This is a genomic window from uncultured Bacteroides sp. (genome assembly GCF_905207245.1).
Taxonomy (GTDB): Bacteria; Bacteroidota; Bacteroidia; order Bacteroidales; family Bacteroidaceae; genus Bacteroides.
This window is the reverse complement of record NZ_CAJLKP010000066.1, coordinates 16,696-34,369: the sequence shown is the minus strand read 5'-3', so window position 1 is coordinate 34,369 and position 17,674 is coordinate 16,696. Positions and strand designations below refer to the sequence as shown.

The 17,674-nt window shown below is 44.6% G+C and carries 17 protein-coding genes and 2 rRNA genes; 14 read left to right on the top strand and 5 right to left on the bottom strand.

Features of this window, described 5'->3' with window-relative positions; all coding sequences use genetic code 11:
- The 10 genes from QZ135_RS17940 to QZ135_RS17895 form a co-directional block, all read left to right on the top strand.
- Nucleotides 1-148, top strand: a 23S ribosomal RNA gene (locus tag QZ135_RS17940); the annotation flags it as partial.
- 91 nt (nucleotides 149-239) lie between these two features.
- Nucleotides 240-349, top strand: a 5S ribosomal RNA gene (rrf, locus tag QZ135_RS17935).
- A 339-nt stretch (nucleotides 350-688) separates the two neighbouring features.
- Nucleotides 689-1,279 carry a hypothetical protein gene (locus QZ135_RS17930; protein ID WP_294612371.1) on the top strand — a complete coding sequence of 197 codons (591 nt, stop codon included), beginning with the start codon at nucleotides 689-691 and terminating at the stop codon, nucleotides 1,277-1,279.
- A gap of 11 nt (nucleotides 1,280-1,290) precedes the next feature.
- Nucleotides 1,291-2,133: a DUF2764 domain-containing protein gene (locus tag QZ135_RS17925; RefSeq protein WP_294612368.1), complete on the top strand. Its 843-nt coding sequence runs from the start codon at nucleotides 1,291-1,293 to the stop codon at nucleotides 2,131-2,133.
- Between the two features lie 18 nt (nucleotides 2,134-2,151).
- The gene (locus QZ135_RS17920) at nucleotides 2,152-3,906 is read left to right on the top strand and encodes a V-type ATP synthase subunit A (protein WP_294612365.1); all 1,755 of its coding nucleotides are present in this window, start codon (nucleotides 2,152-2,154) and stop codon (nucleotides 3,904-3,906) included.
- A 10-nt stretch (nucleotides 3,907-3,916) separates the two neighbouring features.
- Nucleotides 3,917-5,239 carry a V-type ATP synthase subunit B gene (locus tag QZ135_RS17915; protein ID WP_007218703.1) on the top strand — a complete coding sequence of 441 codons (1,323 nt, stop codon included), beginning with the start codon at nucleotides 3,917-3,919 and terminating at the stop codon, nucleotides 5,237-5,239.
- Nucleotides 5,240-5,269: 30 nt separating this feature from the next.
- Nucleotides 5,270-5,626, top strand: coding sequence for a four helix bundle protein (locus tag QZ135_RS17910; RefSeq protein WP_294612360.1), 357 nt, complete (start codon nucleotides 5,270-5,272; stop codon nucleotides 5,624-5,626).
- Between the two features lie 69 nt (nucleotides 5,627-5,695).
- Nucleotides 5,696-6,301 carry a V-type ATP synthase subunit D gene (locus QZ135_RS17905; RefSeq protein WP_294612357.1) on the top strand — a complete coding sequence of 202 codons (606 nt, stop codon included), beginning with the start codon at nucleotides 5,696-5,698 and terminating at the stop codon, nucleotides 6,299-6,301.
- Nucleotides 6,298-8,103, top strand: a complete 1,806-nt coding sequence (locus QZ135_RS17900) for a V-type ATPase 116kDa subunit family protein (RefSeq protein ID WP_294612354.1) — start codon at nucleotides 6,298-6,300, stop codon at nucleotides 8,101-8,103. Before QZ135_RS17905 ends, QZ135_RS17900 begins: the two co-directional genes overlap by 4 nt.
- Nucleotides 8,104-8,147: 44 nt before the next feature.
- The gene (locus QZ135_RS17895) at nucleotides 8,148-8,612 is read left to right on the top strand and encodes a V-type ATP synthase subunit K (protein WP_294612351.1); all 465 of its coding nucleotides are present in this window, start codon (nucleotides 8,148-8,150) and stop codon (nucleotides 8,610-8,612) included.
- Nucleotides 8,613-8,636: 24 nt separating this feature from the next.
- Here the strand turns inward: QZ135_RS17895 and QZ135_RS17890 are convergent, their stop codons facing one another.
- A complete protein-coding gene (locus QZ135_RS17890; RefSeq protein WP_294612349.1) occupies nucleotides 8,637-8,813 on the bottom strand; it encodes a hypothetical protein in 177 nt (58 codons plus the stop codon).
- A 159-nt stretch (nucleotides 8,814-8,972) separates the two neighbouring features.
- Here QZ135_RS17890 and QZ135_RS17885 point away from each other — a divergent pair, with 159 nt between their 5' ends.
- The 4 genes from QZ135_RS17885 to gpmA all read left to right on the top strand — a co-directional run bounded on the left by QZ135_RS17885 (nucleotide 8,973) and on the right by gpmA (nucleotide 14,870).
- On the top strand, nucleotides 8,973-10,634 hold the full coding sequence (locus QZ135_RS17885) for a glycogen/starch synthase (protein WP_294612346.1): 1,662 nt from the start codon (nucleotides 8,973-8,975) through the stop codon (nucleotides 10,632-10,634).
- 40 nt (nucleotides 10,635-10,674) lie between these two features.
- Entirely contained in the window at nucleotides 10,675-13,239 is a 2,565-nt protein-coding gene (locus QZ135_RS17880; protein WP_294612342.1) for a glycosyltransferase family 1 protein, read from the top strand.
- 98 nt (nucleotides 13,240-13,337) lie between these two features.
- Nucleotides 13,338-13,994, top strand: coding sequence for a hypothetical protein (locus QZ135_RS17875; protein ID WP_294612339.1), 657 nt, complete (start codon nucleotides 13,338-13,340; stop codon nucleotides 13,992-13,994).
- Between the two features lie 126 nt (nucleotides 13,995-14,120).
- Nucleotides 14,121-14,870 (top strand): 2,3-diphosphoglycerate-dependent phosphoglycerate mutase, encoded by a 750-nt coding sequence (gene gpmA / locus QZ135_RS17870; RefSeq protein ID WP_294612336.1) that lies wholly within the window; start codon nucleotides 14,121-14,123, stop codon nucleotides 14,868-14,870.
- Nucleotides 14,871-14,958: 88 nt separating this feature from the next.
- On the opposite strand, the gene QZ135_RS17865 is transcribed toward gpmA, so the two are convergent.
- From QZ135_RS17865 to nrdG, 4 genes are all read right to left on the bottom strand, one after another.
- On the bottom strand, nucleotides 14,959-15,681 hold the full coding sequence (locus tag QZ135_RS17865) for a DUF6064 family protein (RefSeq protein WP_294612333.1): 723 nt from the start codon (nucleotides 15,679-15,681) through the stop codon (nucleotides 14,959-14,961).
- A gap of 31 nt (nucleotides 15,682-15,712) precedes the next feature.
- Nucleotides 15,713-16,207: a threonine/serine exporter family protein gene (locus QZ135_RS17860; protein WP_073314951.1), complete on the bottom strand. Its 495-nt coding sequence runs from the start codon at nucleotides 16,205-16,207 to the stop codon at nucleotides 15,713-15,715.
- The gene (locus tag QZ135_RS17855) at nucleotides 16,204-16,971 is read right to left on the bottom strand and encodes a threonine/serine exporter family protein (RefSeq protein ID WP_294612327.1); all 768 of its coding nucleotides are present in this window, start codon (nucleotides 16,969-16,971) and stop codon (nucleotides 16,204-16,206) included. Before QZ135_RS17855 ends, QZ135_RS17860 begins: the two co-directional genes overlap by 4 nt.
- 99 nt (nucleotides 16,972-17,070) lie before the next feature.
- Nucleotides 17,071-17,580, bottom strand: a complete 510-nt coding sequence (gene nrdG / locus QZ135_RS17850) for an anaerobic ribonucleoside-triphosphate reductase activating protein (protein WP_294612324.1) — start codon at nucleotides 17,578-17,580, stop codon at nucleotides 17,071-17,073.
- Nucleotides 17,581-17,674 lie beyond the last annotated feature (94 nt).

The window sequence follows — 17,674 nt, the reverse complement described above, 5'->3', positions numbered from 1 at the left end:
TGGATAAGTGCTGAAAGCATCTAAGTACGAAGCCAGCCACAAGATTAGATTTCTTAGGGTCGTTGAAGACGACAACGTTGATAGGATGCAGGTGTACAGGTGGTAACATCATAGCCGAGCATTACTAATTGCCCGTTCACTTTTGGTCTTTGCCTTGTATGGCGGATATATACGTTCAGCGGCTTAATCCGCAAAGATTAAGACTGATTCCTTTACTTTTTACATCATGTCTAACTTATTTAGGTGATTACAGCATTAGGGTTCCACCTCTTCCCATTCCGAACAGAGAAGTTAAGCCTAATCACGCCGATGGTACTGCGTAAAGTGGGAGAGTAGGTAGTCGCCGTTTTAGAGAGAAGCCTCCATATCAATTGATGTGGAGGCTTTTTGTATTTACAGCCATAATATTTTCTTGTATTTGCACTCCTGTCCCTCTATTTTACTCTTCAATATTTCTCTTTCAGAATCCTATTTCTCCTTTTCAGTATCTAATTTCTTTCCTATTTCTAATTTACTCCCTATATTTACAGAATAAAAATGGTATAAAAAGACCTTTTTTGGAAAACAGACCGTTTTTATTCCGTTCTTTCTATTTTTTATCTAAGGGATTTTAGTACTTTTGGACTCGAATCTAATAGAAAGGGAAAAAAATCGCAATTATATAATTTTTAATATAGCTCCTGTAGATATGGAAAACAAAATTCAAGAGTTAACTGATAAGATTTACCGTGAAGGGGTCGAAAAAGGTAATACTGAGGCCCAGAAACTTATCGCTAACGCTCAAGACGAAGCCAAAAGAATTGTAGAAGATGCTCGTAAAGAAGCTGAAGCAATTGTGGCTGCCTCTCGTAAATCTGCCGATGAACTGGCAGAAAATACTAAGTCGGAATTGAAATTGTTCGCCGGCCAAGCTGTGAATGCGTTAAAATCTGAAATCGCCACACTTGTGACGGATAAGATTGTGAATGCTGATGTGGAGGCTTTTGCCGCCGACAAAGATTATTTGAATGCCTTTATTGTTGCATTGGCTTCTAAGTGGAGTGTGAACGAACCTATCGTGATCTCTACTTCCGATGCAGACGGTCTGAAGAAGTATTTCGGTGCACAAGCAAAAGCGTTGCTGGATAAGGGTGTGAAAATAGAGCAAGTGAATGGCAACAAGACGTTGTTTACTGTTTCTCCTGCCGATGGTTCTTACAAGGTGAATTTCGGTGAAGAAGAGTTCATGAATTATTTCAAAGAATTCCTGCGTCCGCAGTTAGTGGAAATGCTGTTCTAAACCCACAGGATATGAGTAAATACTATTACTACTTAGTAGCCGGTTTGCCCGAACTCACTCTGGAGGACAGCAAATTGAGCTATACGGTAGCTGATTTTAAAGCGGAACTGTATCCGGAATTGTCTGATGAAGATAGAAAACTGATTGATCTATTTTATCTGAAATTTGACAATGCGAACGTTCTGAAATTACTGAAGGACAAAGATGCTGTCATCGATCCGCGTGGAAATTATTCTGCGGAAGAACTGGCGGAGTTCATCTCGTTGCTAAAAGATGGCGATGAGGTGGCGGATGCTGTGTTCCCTTCCTATCTCTCCACTTTCATTTCCGAATATTTCAATACTCCTGCCGAAGATGAGTTTTTGCATGAAGACCGTCTGGCTGCACTTTATTATGATTATGCGATGAAGTGTAAGAATAAATTTGTATCGTTCTGGTTTGCGTTCAATCTGACGATGAACAATATACTGGTGGCATTGACTGCACGGAAATTCAAAATGGACATCGCTCCGCTGATAGTGGGCGATACGGAGGTATGTGAGGCTTTGCGTACATCCGGTGCCCGTGATTTCGGACTGACGGGAGAAGTAGATTTCCTGGACCAACTTGTGAAAATCAGCGAAACCGAGGAATTGGTGGAGCGGGAAAAGAAAATAGACCAACTGCGCTGGAACTGGATGGAGGAAGCTACTTTCTTCAATTATTTCACGATAGAACGTCTGTTCGTCTTCCTGTTGCAACTGGAAATGATAGAACGGTGGATTTCGTTGGATAAGGAAAAGGGTAACCAATTGTTCCGCAGCATCATAGCAACGTTGAAGGACGAAGTGCAGATACCTGCAGAATTCAGATAAAATAAATAACATAATTATATGGCAACAAAAGGAACTGTTAGTGGCGTTATAGCCAACATGGTAACCCTCGTCGTTGACGGCCCGGTGGCGCAGAACGAGATTTGCTACATCTCGACCGGCGGTGACCGGTTGATGGCGGAGGTGATTAAGGTGGTAGGTACCCATGTGTACGTGCAGGTGTTTGAAAGCACCCGCGGACTGAAGGTGGGAGCTGAAGCTGAATTTACCGGACACATGCTTGAGGTGACATTAGGCCCGGGTATGCTTTCAAAAAACTATGACGGTCTGCAAAATGACCTCGACAAGATGGATGGTGTATTCCTGAAACGTGGTCAATATACGTATCCGCTGGATAAGGGAAGCAAATGGAACTTTGTACCTTTGGTAAAGGTGGGTGACAAAGTGGAAGCCGCTTCCTGGTTGGGACGGGTGGACGAGAATTTCCAACCGTTGAAAATCATGGTGCCTTTCACACAGAAAGGTGTATGTACTGTGAAAGCCATCGTAGACGAAGGTGAGTATAGCCTTGAAGATGTCGTTGCAGTGCTGACTGACGAGGAAGGCAATGATGTGCATGTGAACATGATACAAAAGTGGCCGGTGAAACGCGCCATGACGAATTACAAAGAAAAACCGCGTCCTTTCAAACTGTTGGAAACGGGTGTGCGTGTGATTGATACCATTAATCCTATCGTAGAAGGTGGTACGGGATTTATCCCCGGTCCGTTCGGTACAGGTAAGACGGTGCTTCAGCACGCCATCTCAAAACAGGCGGAAGCGGATATCGTAATCATCGCTGCCTGTGGTGAACGTGCCAATGAGGTTGTGGAAATCTTTACGGAATTCCCTGAACTGGTTGACCCACATACAGGTCGTAAGCTGATGGAACGTACAATTATTATTGCCAATACTTCGAACATGCCCGTGGCTGCCCGTGAGGCATCTGTATACACAGCCATGACGATTGCGGAATATTATCGCAGTATGGGACTGAAAGTGTTGCTGATGGCCGACTCCACTTCCCGTTGGGCACAGGCATTGCGTGAGATGTCTAACCGTATGGAAGAGTTGCCCGGACCAGATGCATTCCCGATGGACTTGTCATCTATTATCTCCAACTTCTACGGACGTGCCGGATATGTGGTGCTGGGTAATGGTGAAACGGGTTCTATCACTTTCATCGGTACGGTGTCTCCTGCCGGTGGTAACTTGAAGGAGCCGGTGACGGAAAATACAAAGAAGGTGGCCCGTTGTTTTTACGCCCTCGAACAGGACCGTGCTGATAAGAAGCGCTATCCTGCAGTGAATCCGATTGATTCTTATTCTAAATACATCGAATATCCTGAGTTTGAGGAATATATCAAGAAGCACATCAATGGTGAGTGGATTGGTAAGGTGAACGAAATCAAGAACCGCTTGCAACGTGGTAAGGAAATTGCCGAACAGATTAACATCCTCGGTGATGACGGTGTGCCTGTGGAATATCATGTGACTTTCTGGAAATCAGAGTTGATTGACTTCGTAATCCTGCAACAGGATGCTTTTGACGAAATTGACGCTGTGACTCCGATGGAACGTCAGGAAGATATCCTGAACATGATAATCGACATCTGTCATACGGAATTTGAATTCGATAACTTCAATGAGGTAATGGACTACTTCAAGAAGATGATTAATGTCTGCAAGCAGATGAACTACTCGAAATTCAAGTCCGAAGAATACGAAGGATTCCGTAAACAGTTGCAGGAATTAATTGAAGAACGTAAAGCATAATAAGAATAAGATGGCAACAAAAGCATTTCAAAAGATATATACCAAGGTCACTCAGATTACGAAAGCTACCTGCTCGCTGAAAGCAACAGGGGTAGGGTATGATGAGTTGGCAACCGTAAACGGCAAACTCGCCCAGGTGGTGAAGATTGCCGGTGACGATGTGACTTTGCAGGTATTTGAGGGTACGGAAGGTATCCCTACCAATGCAGAGATAGTATTCCTGGGCAAGTCGCCTACGCTGAAAGTGAGCGAACAGCTTGCCGGACGTTTCTTCAATGCTTTCGGTGACCCGATTGACGGAGGTCCGTCTATTGAAGGTCAGGAAGTGGAAATTGGTGGTCCGTCTGTGAATCCGGTGCGTCGTAAGCAACCGTCGGAACTGATTGCAACTGGTATCGCAGGTATCGATTTGAATAACACGCTGGTATCCGGACAGAAGATTCCGTTTTTTGCCGACCCCGACCAGCCTTTCAACCAAGTAATGGCGAACGTGGCACTTCGTGCTGAGACGGATAAGATTATCCTGGGCGGTATGGGTATGACGAACGATGACTACCTGTACTTCAAGAATGTATTCTCCAATGCCGGTGCGCTCGACCGTATCGTCAGCTTTATGAATACGACTGAAAATCCGCCTGTGGAGCGTCTGTTGATTCCGGATATGGCATTGACCGCAGCCGAATATTTTGCTGTGAACAATAATGAAAAGGTCTTGGTATTGTTGACCGATATGACCTCATATGCTGACGCATTGGCTATCGTGTCCAACCGTATGGACCAGATTCCTTCAAAAGACTCTATGCCGGGCTCTCTTTATTCGGATTTGGCGAAGATTTACGAGAAGGCGGTACAATTCCCGAGCGGCGGTTCTATTACGATTATTGCTGTGACTACTCTGTCCGGTGGCGACATTACACATGCCGTGCCTGATAATACAGGTTATATCACAGAAGGTCAGTTGTTTCTACGTCGTGATACGGACATTGGTAAGGTTATTGTTGACCCGTTCCGTTCACTGTCCCGTTTGAAACAACTTGTTACGGGTAAGAAGACACGTAAGGACCACCCGCAGGTAATGAATGCTGCCGTGCGTCTGTACGCCGATGCTGCCAATGCAAAAACTAAGTTGGAGAATGGTTTCGACCTGACGAACTACGACGAACGTACCCTTGCATTTGCCAAGGACTACTCCAACCAGTTGCTGGCTATTGACGTCAATCTCGATACAACAGAGATGCTCGACGTGGCATGGAGCCTGTTTGGCAAGTATTTCCGTCCGGAAGAAGTGAATATCAAGAAAGAACTTGTGGACCAATATTGGCCCACAAATTAAAAATTAATAATTAAAAATTGAAGCTGCGCGGTGAAGACGGATAGCGTGATTGATCAAAGGGCTGTTGCTTTTGGGGTTAGGATTGTAAAAGTTTGTAGATTTTTACAGGAAAACAAAAAAGAGTTTGTGTTGTCAAAGCAAGTCCTTCGGTCGGGAACAGCTATAGGAGCCATGGTTAAAGAGAGTGAATTTGCTGAAAGCAAGGCTGATTTTATTCATAAATTAAGCATTGCACTGAAAGAGGCGAATGAAACGAAATATTGGCTGCTTTTATTGCACGAAAGTGAGTATTTAGATGATAATTCTTATGAATCGGTTAATGAAGATTGTTTGAATTTGATTCGTTTACTTGTTTCCATTGTTAAGCGAATGAAATGCGCAGCTTGATTTTTTATTAATGTATAATGTGATAAGTATAAGCCTTTAATTTTTAATTTTAAATTTTTAATTAATAAAGTGGCTATAAAGTTTCAATATAATAAAACCTCTCTCCAGCAGTTGGAAAAGCAACTGAAGGTGCGGGTGCGTACACTCCCTATCATTAAGAATAAGGAGAGCGCGCTACGTATGGAAGTGAAGCGCTGCAAGTCGGAAGCTGCCATGCTGGACGAGAAGTTGGAACGGGAAATCCAGGCCTACGAAGCGATGTTCGCCCTTTGGAATGAGTTTGATCCCTCATTGATAAAGGTCAGCGATGTTCATCTCGGTGTAAAGAAGATTGCCGGTGTACGGGTGCCGCTGCTCGAAAACGTTGATTTCGAAATACGCCCCTACAGCTTGTTCAATGCTCCCAAATGGTATGCCGACGGCATACATTTGCTCAAGGTGTTGGCACAGACGGCTATCGAGCGGGAGTTTATCGTCGCCAAACTGGGCTTGCTGGAACATGCACGTAAGAAGACTACCCAAAAAGTAAACCTTTTTGAAAAAGTGCAGATTCCGGGCTATCAGGATGCTCTGCGAAAGATCAAGCGCTTCATGGAAGACGAGGAGAACCTCTCCAAGTCATCGCAGAAAATCATGAAATCCCATCAAGAGAATAGGAAGGAGGTAGAGGCATGATTACAAAAATGAAGAAACTCACGTTCCTTGTATATCATAAGGAGTACGAAGCATTCCTGAACGGAGTGCGCGAACTTGGAGTAGTGCACGTGGCCGAGAAGCAACAAGGCGTGGCTGACAATGCGGAATTGCAGGATAGCATCCGTCTTTCTTCACGTTTGCAGGCAACGCTGAAAATGCTGAATGGACTGGGTGAAGCAAAGGACACCACTTCTGCTTCCGCTACCCGTGGACTGGAAGTGCTGGACGAAGTGGACGTGCTGCAAAGTGAAAAGGCAAAGTTGCAACAGCAGTTGCAGAACTATCAGAAGGAGAAAGCTGCCCTGGAACCCTGGGGGGATTTTGAACCTGAAAGTCTTGCCCGCTTGCACGATGCAGGCTTCACGGTCAACTTCTACAGTTGTTCGGAAGGTAGCTATGACGAGACATGGGAAGAAAATTATAACGCAATGGTTATCAATCGTGTATCCTCACGTATCTATTTCATTACTGTAACTAAAAACGCGGTAGAAGTAGACTTGGATGCAGAGCAGATGAAGTTGCCCCCTTACTCGTTGACCCGTGTGCAGATACTTTGCGAAGAGACGGAACAGGCCTTGGCAGACAATGACAAGAAGCTGTCCGTGCTTGCTGAAAAAGAGCAACCCTCATTGCAAGCTGCCTTGAAAGAGGTGAACACTGAAATAGAGTTCTCTAAAGTAATGTTGAGCACAGAAGCTACGGCAGGCGAGAAATTGATGTTGTTGCAAGGCTGGGCACCGGCTTCCAGGGAAAAGGAGATTGCCGCGTGGCTGGACGAACAACACATCTACTATGAGATTACCAGTCCGACGCCGGAAGACAATGTGCCTATCCTGTTGAACAACAAAGGTTTCTTTGCCTGGTTCGAGCCGATATGTAAACTCTACATGCTTCCGAAGTACAGTGAACTGGACTTGACACCGTTCTTCGCACCGTTTTTCATGGTGTTCTTCGGATTGTGTCTGGGAGACTCCGGTTACGGGCTATTCCTCTTCCTGGGTGCTACGCTCTACCGCATGTTCGCCAAGAATATCAGTGCGACAATGAAACCGATACTTTCACTGGTGCAGGTGCTTGCCGCGTCCACATTCTTCTGCGGAATGTTGACGGGTACGTTCTTCGGGGTCAGCCTCTATGACATCAATGTGCCCTTCTTGCAATATATGAAGGAACACTTGTTTATGGACAATAACGCCATGTTCCAGCTTTCACTGATACTCGGAGTGATACAGATTCTTTTCGGTATGGTGCTGAAAGCAGTCAATCAGGCGATACAGTTCGGCTTCAAGTATGCCGTGGCCACTATCGGCTGGATTGTGTTGCTTGTATCCTGCGGAGTAGGAGCCTTGTTGCCCGAAATCATGCCGCTGGGTGGTACGGTACATCTGTGCATCCTCGGTGTGGCGGCTGCTATGATATTCCTCTTTAACAGTCCCGGTAAAAACGTGTTCATGAACATCGGACTGGGGTTGTGGGACTCTTACAACATGGCTACGGGTTTGCTTGGCGACGTACTTTCGTATGTCCGCCTGTTCGCCCTCGGTCTGTCTGGAGGTATTCTTGCAGGAGTATTCAACAGTCTGGCGGTAGGTATGAGCCCCGACAATGTGATTGCCGGACCGATTGTGATGGTATTGATATTCGTCATCGGCCATGCCATCAATATCTTTATGAACGTACTGGGCGCCATGGTTCACCCCATGCGTCTGACCTTCGTAGAGTTCTTCAAGAATTCCGGTTACGAAGGAGGCGGCAAAGAATATAAGCCGTTCAAAAAATAACAATTTATAGAATTAAAAATTAAAACAATAAAAAACGAAAAATTATGGAAATGAATTTATTGATTGCCTACATCGGCATCGCAGTAATGATTGGTTTGTCTGGCATCGGTAGTGCCTATGGAGTGACGATTGCCGGTAATGCAGCTATCGGCGCTTTGAAGAAAAACGACGGTGCATTCGGTAACTTCCTTGTATTGACGGCACTTCCCGGTACACAGGGTTTGTATGGTTTCGCAGGTTACTTTATGTTCCAGACTATTTTCGGTATCCTTACTCCTGACATGACAGGTATTCAGGCTGCTGCCATCCTCGGTGCAGGTATTGCATTAGGATTGGTTGCTTTGTTCTCGGCTATCCGTCAGGGACAGGTTTGTGCCAATGGTATCGCAGCTATCGGACAAGGTCACGACGTATTTAGCAACACACTGATCCTTGCCGTATTCCCGGAACTTTACGCTATCGTTGCCCTGGCTGCAACCTTCTTGATTGGTAGCGCTTTGACTGCATAAGAACTGTATTTCAGAATAAATTTGTCAACCCAGAGTTGCCGGAACAGGCAAACTCTGGGTTTGTTGTTTCAAATACGGCCTCCATTGTTTCAAATGCCACACTTCATTGATAAGAATGCCACACTTCAACGCTTCAAATGTGAGGCATTGCAACCTCCCAAGTGTGGCATTATATCCGTCGAAGTGCGGCATTCTGCTCATTGAAGTGTGGCATTTGAGAAGGCAAGTCCGTTTCAACCAGCCTATTCCGCAAACGATTGTTTATGCATATTTCATTAGTTTTTTCGATTAATAGGCTATTTTTCAAAGAATAATGCGTACTTTTGCACCCGGTATTAAGTAATAGAGATTAAAAGTAATATGACTAAAGAGCTGTTAACCCCCGACTACATCTTCGAGTCTAGCTGGGAAGTGTGTAATAAGGTTGGAGGTATCTATACGGTTTTGTCCACGCGAGCGAATACATTGCAGGCAAAATTTCATGATAGATTGTTTTTTATAGGACCTGATTTTTGGCAAGGGAAAGAGAACCCTCTGTTTATCGAGTCCGACAACCTTTGTGCAGCATGGAGAAAGCATGCAGCCGAAAAAGATAACCTTTCCGTCCGCGTAGGACGCTGGAACATTCCGGGCAATCCCATCGTTATATTGGTTGATTTCCAACCGTTTTTCGCACAGAAAGATGATATATATACAGAAATGTGGAACCACTATCAAGTGGATTCATTGCATGCATACGGTGATTATGACGAAGCATCTATGTTTTCGTATGCTGCCGGAAAGGTGGTAGAGAGCTTTTATCGCTATAACCTGACGGAGACGGATAAAGTGATTTATCAGGCACATGAGTGGATGACCGGCATGGGCGCCCTCTATCTGCAGATGGCTGTTCCTGAAATCGCTACTATTTTCACCACGCATGCCACGTCTATCGGACGTTCCATTGCTGGCAATGATAAACCGCTCTATGATTATCTCTTCGCTTACAATGGCGACCAGATGGCGGGGGAACTCAATATGCAATCCAAACACTCCATCGAAAAACAAACTGCACACCATGTGGACTGTTTTACGACTGTGAGTGAGATAACAAACAATGAGTGTAAGGAACTGCTTGAAAAGCCTGCCGATGTAGTGCTTATGAACGGTTTTGAAGATGATTTTGTACCGAAAGGCGCTACGTTTACCGGAAAACGTAAACGTGCGCGGGCAGTTATGCTTCGTACAGCCAATTGCCTGCTGGGTACTGATATGGGTGATGATACACTGATTGTGGGCACCAGCGGACGTTATGAATTCAAGAATAAAGGCATTAATGTTTTTCTTGAATCCCTGAACCGCCTGAACCGCGATAAGAACCTGAAAAAGAATATACTGGCGTTTATCAACGTGCCCGGATGGGTGGGAGATGCCCGTGACGACTTACAAAAGCGTCTTAAGAGTAAGGAAAAATTTAATACTCCGTTGGAAGTACCTTTCATTACCCATTGGTTGCACAATATGACACACGACCAGGTGCTGGATATGCTGAAGTATATGGGTATGAGCAATCATCCTGAAGACAAGGTAAAAGTGGTTTTCGTGCCCTGCTACCTCGACGGAAAAGATGGCATTCTCAATAAACAATATTACGACTTGATATTGGGAGAAGACCTCAGCGTCTATCCTTCTTATTATGAACCTTGGGGATATACACCGTTGGAAAGTGTTGCTTTCCATGTCCCCACCATCACAACCGACCTTGCCGGTTTCGGACTCTGGGTGAACAGCCTGAAGAACCAGCATGGCATTAATGATGGAGTAGAGGTGCTTCACCGTTCGGACTACAATTACTCCGAAGTGGCTGACGGCATCAAGGACACCATCTCCGCATTCTCCGCAAAGACGGATGCTGAGGTGAAAGAAATACGCAAGCGTGCCGGGCAAGTGGCTGAGCAGGCTCTGTGGAAGCATTTTATCGAATATTATTATGAAGCCTACGATTTTGCTCTTCGCCATGCGATGCAGCGTCAGTTGGGCTAAAAAAAGAATATGAATTATTAATCAATCAAGTAATCATACAATGAAGATTAAAGTTAGTAATGTAAACACTCCGAACTGGAAAGATGTAAACGTGAAATCTCATGTTCCTGCTGAATTGGAGAAATTGTCCGAATTGGCACACAACATTTGGTGGTCTTGGAATTACGAAGCTACCGAACTGTTTAGAGACCTTGACCCTGCTTTGTGGAAAGAAGTAGGTCATAACCCCGTCCTTCTGTTGGAAAGAATGAGTTATGCAAAACTCGAAGCACTCGCAAACGACAAAGTAATTCTGAAGAGAATGAACGACGTGTACTCTAAGTTCAGAACATACATGGATGTGGAACCTGACAAAAAACGTCCTTCTGTTGCTTATTTTAGCATGGAATATGGTTTGAGTCAGGTACTTAAAATATATTCAGGCGGTTTGGGCGTTCTTGCCGGCGACTACCTGAAAGAGGCTTCTGACAGTAATGTTGACCTTTGTGCAGTTGGCTTCCTGTATCGTTATGGCTACTTCACACAGACCCTCTCTATGGATGGTCAGCAGATTGCCAACTACGAAGCTCAGAACTTCGGCCAGTTGCCTATCGACCGTGTATTGGACGAAAACGGAAACCAGGTTGTGGTAGATGTTCCTTATCTGGACTACTTCGTGCATGCTAACGTGTGGCGTGTAAATGTTGGACGTATTTCTCTTTACCTGTTGGATACGGACAACGAAATGAACAGCGAATTCGACCGTCCTATCACTCACCAGCTTTATGGTGGCGACTGGGAAAACCGTCTGAAACAAGAAATTCTGCTTGGTATCGGTGGTATACTGACATTGAAGAAACTGGGCATTAAAAAGGATGTTTACCATTGTAACGAAGGACACGCAGCATTGATTAACGTTCAGCGTATCTGTGACTACGTAGCCGAAGGTTTGTCCTACGATCAGGCTATCGAGTTGGTACGTGCTTCTTCTCTGTACACAGTACATACTCCGGTTCCTGCCGGTCACGACTACTTCGACGAAGGTCTTTTCGGCAAGTATATGGGCGGTTATCCTGCTAAGATGGGTATCAGTTGGGACGACCTGATGGACCTCGGCCGTAACAATCCGGGTGATAAGGGCGAACGTTTCTGTATGTCTATCTTCGCTTGCAACACTTCGCAGGAAGTGAATGGTGTGAGCTGGCTGCACGGAAAGGTTTCTCAGGAAATGTTCTCTACTATCTGGAAGGGATACTTCCCCGAAGAAATGCACGTAGGCTATGTTACCAACGGCGTACACTTCCCGACTTGGAGCGCAACCGAGTGGAAACACCTCTATGCTGCCAACTTCAACGAAAACTTCTTGAATGATCAGTCTAACCCGAAGATTTGGGAAGCTATCTATAATGTGCCCGATGAAAAAATTTGGGAAACCCGTATGGCTTTGAAGAACAAGTTGATAGACTATGTTCGCAAGCAGTATCGTGAAACTTGGTTGAAGAATCAGGGCGATCCTTCACGCATCGTTTCTCTGATGGATAAGATTAACCCGAACGCACTGCTGATTGGTTTCGGTCGTCGTTTCGCTACATACAAACGTGCTCATCTGCTGTTCACTGACCTCGACCGTTTGGCTAAGATTGTGAACAATCCCGACTATCCGGTACAGTTCCTGTTCACCGGTAAAGCTCATCCGCATGACGGTGCAGGTCAGGGCTTGATTAAGAGAATCATCGAAATCTCCCGTCGTCCGGAATTCCTGGGTAAGATTATCTTCCTGGAAAACTACGATATGCAGTTGGCTCGCCGTCTGGTATCCGGTGTCGATATCTGGTTGAATACTCCGACTCGTCCGCTCGAAGCATCCGGAACCTCCGGTGAAAAGGCGTTGATGAACGGTGTTGTGAACTTCTCTGTACTTGACGGATGGTGGTTGGAAGGCTACCGCGAAGGTGCAGGTTGGGCATTGACTGAAAAGCGTACTTACCAGAATCAGGATCATCAGGACCAGCTGGATGCAGCTACTATCTACAGCATTCTTGAAACTGAAATCTTGCCGTTGTACTATGCACGCAACAAGAAGGGGTATTCTGAAGGTTGGGTGAAGACTATCAAGAACTCTATCGCCCAGATTGCACCGCACTATACCATGAAGCGTCAGTTGGACGATTATTACAGCAAGTTCTACACCAAGCTGGCTAAACGTTTCAAAGGATTGGCTGCCAACGACAATGCCAAAGCTAAGGAAATTGCAGCTTGGAAAGAAGAAGTTGTAGCTAAGTGGGATAGTGTGGAAGTAGTATCTTATGAGAAGGGCGAAGAGCTGATACAAGGTTCTATCGAAAGCGGTAAGGAATATACCATTACTTACGTGATTGATGAAAAGGGCCTGAATGATGCTATCGGTCTGGAATTGGTAACTACTTACACTGCCGGAGACGGTAAACAACACATTTACTCTGTTGAACCGTTCAGTGTAGTGAAGAAAGAGGGCGACCTCTACACCTTCCAAGTGAAACATAAATTAGAGAACGCAGGTAGCTTCAAGGTATCCTACCGTATGTTCCCGAAAAACTCTGAACTGCCGCACCGTCAGGATTTCTGTTACGTTCGTTGGTTCGTATAAGAGTTTAATATAACAACATAGAGAAGCTGCTTGCGGGAAGTTATCAAACTTCTCGGGGCAGCTTTTCGTTTTTTATTCACCTTAATAATAGATGTGCTATGAGACATTTACTTCTTTTTCTGAGCGTTTTGTTTTGTGCAGTTTCGGGAGGATATGCACAAGAGAGTTCTTCTTTTCTCTTTGGTGATTATCAGGATGCCGTCATTTATATGAAAAATGGCAGGCAGGTTCATAACAAGATGAACTATAATCTGGTAAGTGAAAAGTTCTACTTTATTGATGAACAGGATGGACAGCAAGTAAAAATCCTGGCGAATGCTGATGAGGTGAATATTATAAAGTTTGGTGACCGGGTGTTTTATCCCGAAAAGAGTGCCGGAATTGAAATATTATCTTCGGAGCCATTGTTTTACGTGCAGTATAAAGGAACGGCGCGCGATAAACCGAAACCTGCGGGATATGGCGGCACTTCTTCTGTATCCAGTTCCACTACTTACTCTATGGTAGGAAGCAATAGTGGCAGGCTGACGGCCACTTATGATCCCGGAAAATTGGAGTTGGGCAAGCGTTATAATGTATATTGGGTGGAGAAAAAAGGAAAAAAGAAAGAAATCCGTAATATGAAGCAATTTTTGAAATTGAATTCTCCTCAACGTGAAAAACTGGAACGCTATATTCAAGAGAATAAGGTGAAATTTGATGATGCGCAGCAGATGTTAGGGCTGTATGTGTATGCTGATTCGCTAAAGAAATAGGGAGAATCTTAAAGAAAAATTAAGCAGACCGTTTGTTCTTATGAAAACAGACGGTTTGTTTTTTTTGTTGAACAAGTTCCGGCGGATGCGTGTTTTATCCATACGATTAATTAAATAGAAATTCGTATGAAGAAAATTGTACTGCTCCGCCACGGCGAGAGCGCATGGAACAAAGAGAACCGCTTCACCGGTTGGACTGATGTGGACCTGACGGAAAAAGGCATTGCCGAAGCTACGAGAGCCGGACAGTTATTGATAGATAATGACTTTCAGTTTGGAAAGGCCTATACTTCCTATCTGAAACGTGCAGTGAAGACTCTGAATACAGTGTTGGACCGTATGGATCAGGACTGGATACCAGTGGAGAAATCCTGGCGTCTGAATGAAAAGCATTATGGTCAGCTCCAGGGTTTGAATAAAGCGGAAACTGCTGCCAAGTATGGTGAAGAACAGGTTTTAATCTGGCGCCGCAGCTATGATGTTGCTCCGCATGCACTTACCGAAGAGGATCCTCGTAACCCGCGTTTTGAAATCCGCTATAATGAAGTGCCCGATGCAGAATTGCCTCGCACCGAATCATTGAAGGATACCATTGAACGTATCATGCCTTACTGGAAGTGTGTGATTTTCCCAAATCTGAAAACTGTGGATGAACTGTTGGTTGTGGCGCACGGCAATAGTTTGCGTGGCATTATCAAGCATTTGAAAGGTATTTCTGACGAAGACATTGTAAAGCTGAATTTGCCTACTGCTGTTCCCTACGTCTTTGAATTTGATGACGATCTGAACTTAGTGAAAGATTATTTCCTGGGAGATCCGGAAGAGATAAAGAAATTGATGGAGGCGGTAGCGAATCAGGGAAAGAATACTAAATGAAAATTAAGTATAAAATATAAGGTATGAAGTATTGAGGTGGACTATGACACTGCATAGTTTATACCTGACACTTCATACCTTATATTTATTAAGCGATTACTTCATGGAATATTGTTACGCTCAGGAATACTCCGATTGCCACACACAGTGCAATTAGTATCCAATTCGTATATTTAGCGCTTGGCTTTGTTTCCTTATGCAGATTCTGGTCGAAGTAATTTTTGAAGAATAGATATATGGCGGGTACGGTAGCACTTGCCAGTAACAAATCTTCAGGAATCTTATAGACATAAACCTTTGAGAAGGCAATCAATGCCCAGTGGCAAAGGAAAAGTATGACAAGCAAATTAACTTTCCGTGAGAATGCCAGTAGTAGTCCGATAGTGAATACAGCTACTGAACAAGGCATCACACTTGTGGTCATCATCGGAAATTCCATACCTCGTGCATACGAAAGCAGAGGGTAGAGGAATGGCATGGCATACAATACATAAGTCAACTTATCGTATTTGTGATAACGCTCAAACGGCGTATAATTCGTGAACAGGTCCCATAGCCAGATGAGAGCAATCACTCCCCAGAAAATAGCAAGTATATAGTTGTAGCTCCGTTCACCGCAATAAATCATATAGTAAACGATAGCAATCCAACTATTCAGAAATACCATATATCCCTTCATCAGCCGCTTCACCAATACGGTGGGTTTTTGATAAAGAAGCACGGTCAGCAGAATACCTACAACGGTGATAATAACTTGGGCAATCCAAGTCCCCTCATTATATTGTGCGATTGTTTTCCAAAAAACTTCCATACGCAATCTTTTAATTTTTAACTTTTAATTTTTAATTCTTCTCGTGTCTTGTCATGGAGAAAGCCCGTTTGATGAACAGGAACAACGGTATGGTGGCACCCACTGCCAACATGAAAATGACGCTACAGGTGATAATCGTATTCGTGAATAAATCAATCAGGTATTTCTCCTGGAGCTCGGGCACTTTCAGATTCTGCATGAACATGATGAGCGAGAACACGATTTTGTAGGCATACATACCCGGAATCATGGGCAACAGTGCCGGAATGTAAAGTACAGTCATGGGGCAGTAAATGCGTTTTCCCAAAACAAGGCTTCCCATACCGATGCTGAAAGAAGCGAATAAAGATGCGGTTGCAATATCCACACCCAGATACGTCATCAGGCAGAAACGCAAGGCATGACCAATGGCAGCAAGCAGGGCAATGGAGGGGAAAGCGCGCAAAGGAGGATCTGAAATAGCTCCGAAACCAATGGCGGCAATGGCAGCAAACATGCCGTCTGTAAGTATATCAATGAGTATCATAATAAACTGTTTCTAATTAACATGAGCGTACATGAAAGTCCCACAGCGATGCACAGTACCAGCAATAATGCCTGAATAAGTCGTGTACATCCGGTCAGCACATGACCTTCGACAATGTCGATAACCCCGTTTAGCAATGGCACGCCCGGCACCAGATAGAGTACACTGGTGGCAATGGCTATTTCAGCCGTCGTTTCCAGTGTTAAGGCTGAAGAAGCCACCAGGGAGGCGGCAAGGGCTGAGACGATGAAAACCAGATAATGGTTGATTTTCTTTTTCTGCATAACCTGTTTGATGTAGAAGCCGATAAGCGTGGCGGAAAATACGATGATGCGTGCAGTCCAGTCTCCACCAAACAGGGCGCAGAAGGATGCATTGGCAAATCCTACAAGGAAGAGTGTGCAAAGCGGGTCCATCTTGGGGCGTGAGATGATTTTCTCGTATTTCTCCCAAAGTGTGTCCAAAGGCAAGTGATTGTCGTAAGCCTCCCAGCTAAGCGCGCTCAGTTCGGAGTTCAGCTCAAAACTGATGGGGAATGCGGGAATGATAGCTACTTCGTTGTAAACTTCCATGCTGTCGATGTCGCATACACTCACCACCATGGTCTTTTGAAAAAGGCTCATTTTGACGTCAACGTCCAGTGATTTTCCGATGCGGCGGGTATTTCGTATCACGCGCGAGGTGTGGACGCCCGAACCCATGAGCCGATTGGCATACTCCAGCAGAAACCGGGTAATTTCTTTTAATTCGTTTGGCGAATTCATACTTTAAAATGTTATCCTAAGTTACCTATTCTTGAAAAGCGCCGCAAAGGTACGGTTTTTTGAGGAAAGAAAGAAACGGATGCAGAGTATATTTGGCTTTTAGGCGATACAGGGTATCGGATTATAGTTATATGTGACTACTTCTCCTGCTGCTAGTGAGGCGGGTACGTCAATCAATCGCTGGTTCTTGCTTCCACGGAAGCATAAACTTTCATCACGTAATTCCTGTTTGAACTTGCCGTCCACCAGTACATCAATGTATTCCAGTAGCTTGGCTTGCAATGGGTTGCGCAGCAGATTCTCAAAAGTATATCCTGTATAGCACCAGATATTCTTATTACTTTTCTCTTTGATGGCACGTGCCAGTTCTACAAATCCTTCCGGCTGATACATGGGGTCTCCGCCACTGAACGTCACATCAGCGAAGTCATCGGCAAGCACTTTTTTCAGAATTTCGTTTGTTGACATCCAATGTCCCCGGTCAATGTCCCAGGATTCAGGGTTATGGCAACCAGGGCATCTGTTCGGACATCCGGCTGCATAAATGGAGGTCCGGAAACCCGGACCATCCACTGTAGTATCTTCTATGATATTAAGAATGGAAAGCACGATTTAAATTGAAAATTAAAAATAAAAAAATGAAGTGGTGTGGTGAATTGAAAATTAAGGAGAAGGGCTGTTTTACTATTGCGCAGCCCTTTAA

What these genes read in the sequence shown, in the direction of transcription:
- QZ135_RS17930 (WP_294612371.1), top strand. Translation starts at nt 689, where the DNA reads ATGGAAAACAAAATTCAAGAGTTAACTGATAAGATTTACCGTGAAGGG.
- QZ135_RS17925 (WP_294612368.1), top strand. Translation starts at nt 1,291, where the DNA reads ATGAGTAAATACTATTACTACTTAGTAGCCGGTTTGCCCGAACTCACT.
- QZ135_RS17920 (WP_294612365.1), top strand. Translation starts at nt 2,152, where the DNA reads ATGGCAACAAAAGGAACTGTTAGTGGCGTTATAGCCAACATGGTAACC.
- QZ135_RS17915 (WP_007218703.1), top strand. Translation starts at nt 3,917, where the DNA reads ATGGCAACAAAAGCATTTCAAAAGATATATACCAAGGTCACTCAGATT.
- QZ135_RS17900 (WP_294612354.1), top strand. Translation starts at nt 6,298, where the DNA reads ATGATTACAAAAATGAAGAAACTCACGTTCCTTGTATATCATAAGGAG.
- QZ135_RS17895 (WP_294612351.1), top strand. Translation starts at nt 8,148, where the DNA reads ATGGAAATGAATTTATTGATTGCCTACATCGGCATCGCAGTAATGATT.
- QZ135_RS17890 (WP_294612349.1), bottom strand. Translation starts at nt 8,813, where the DNA reads ATGAGCAGAATGCCGCACTTCGACGGATATAATGCCACACTTGGGAGG.
- QZ135_RS17885 (WP_294612346.1), top strand. Translation starts at nt 8,973, where the DNA reads ATGACTAAAGAGCTGTTAACCCCCGACTACATCTTCGAGTCTAGCTGG.
- QZ135_RS17880 (WP_294612342.1), top strand. Translation starts at nt 10,675, where the DNA reads ATGAAGATTAAAGTTAGTAATGTAAACACTCCGAACTGGAAAGATGTA.
- QZ135_RS17875 (WP_294612339.1), top strand. Translation starts at nt 13,338, where the DNA reads ATGAGACATTTACTTCTTTTTCTGAGCGTTTTGTTTTGTGCAGTTTCG.
- gpmA (WP_294612336.1), top strand. Translation starts at nt 14,121, where the DNA reads ATGAAGAAAATTGTACTGCTCCGCCACGGCGAGAGCGCATGGAACAAA.
- QZ135_RS17865 (WP_294612333.1), bottom strand. Translation starts at nt 15,681, where the DNA reads ATGGAAGTTTTTTGGAAAACAATCGCACAATATAATGAGGGGACTTGG.
- QZ135_RS17860 (WP_073314951.1), bottom strand. Translation starts at nt 16,207, where the DNA reads ATGATACTCATTGATATACTTACAGACGGCATGTTTGCTGCCATTGCC.
- QZ135_RS17855 (WP_294612327.1), bottom strand. Translation starts at nt 16,971, where the DNA reads ATGAATTCGCCAAACGAATTAAAAGAAATTACCCGGTTTCTGCTGGAG.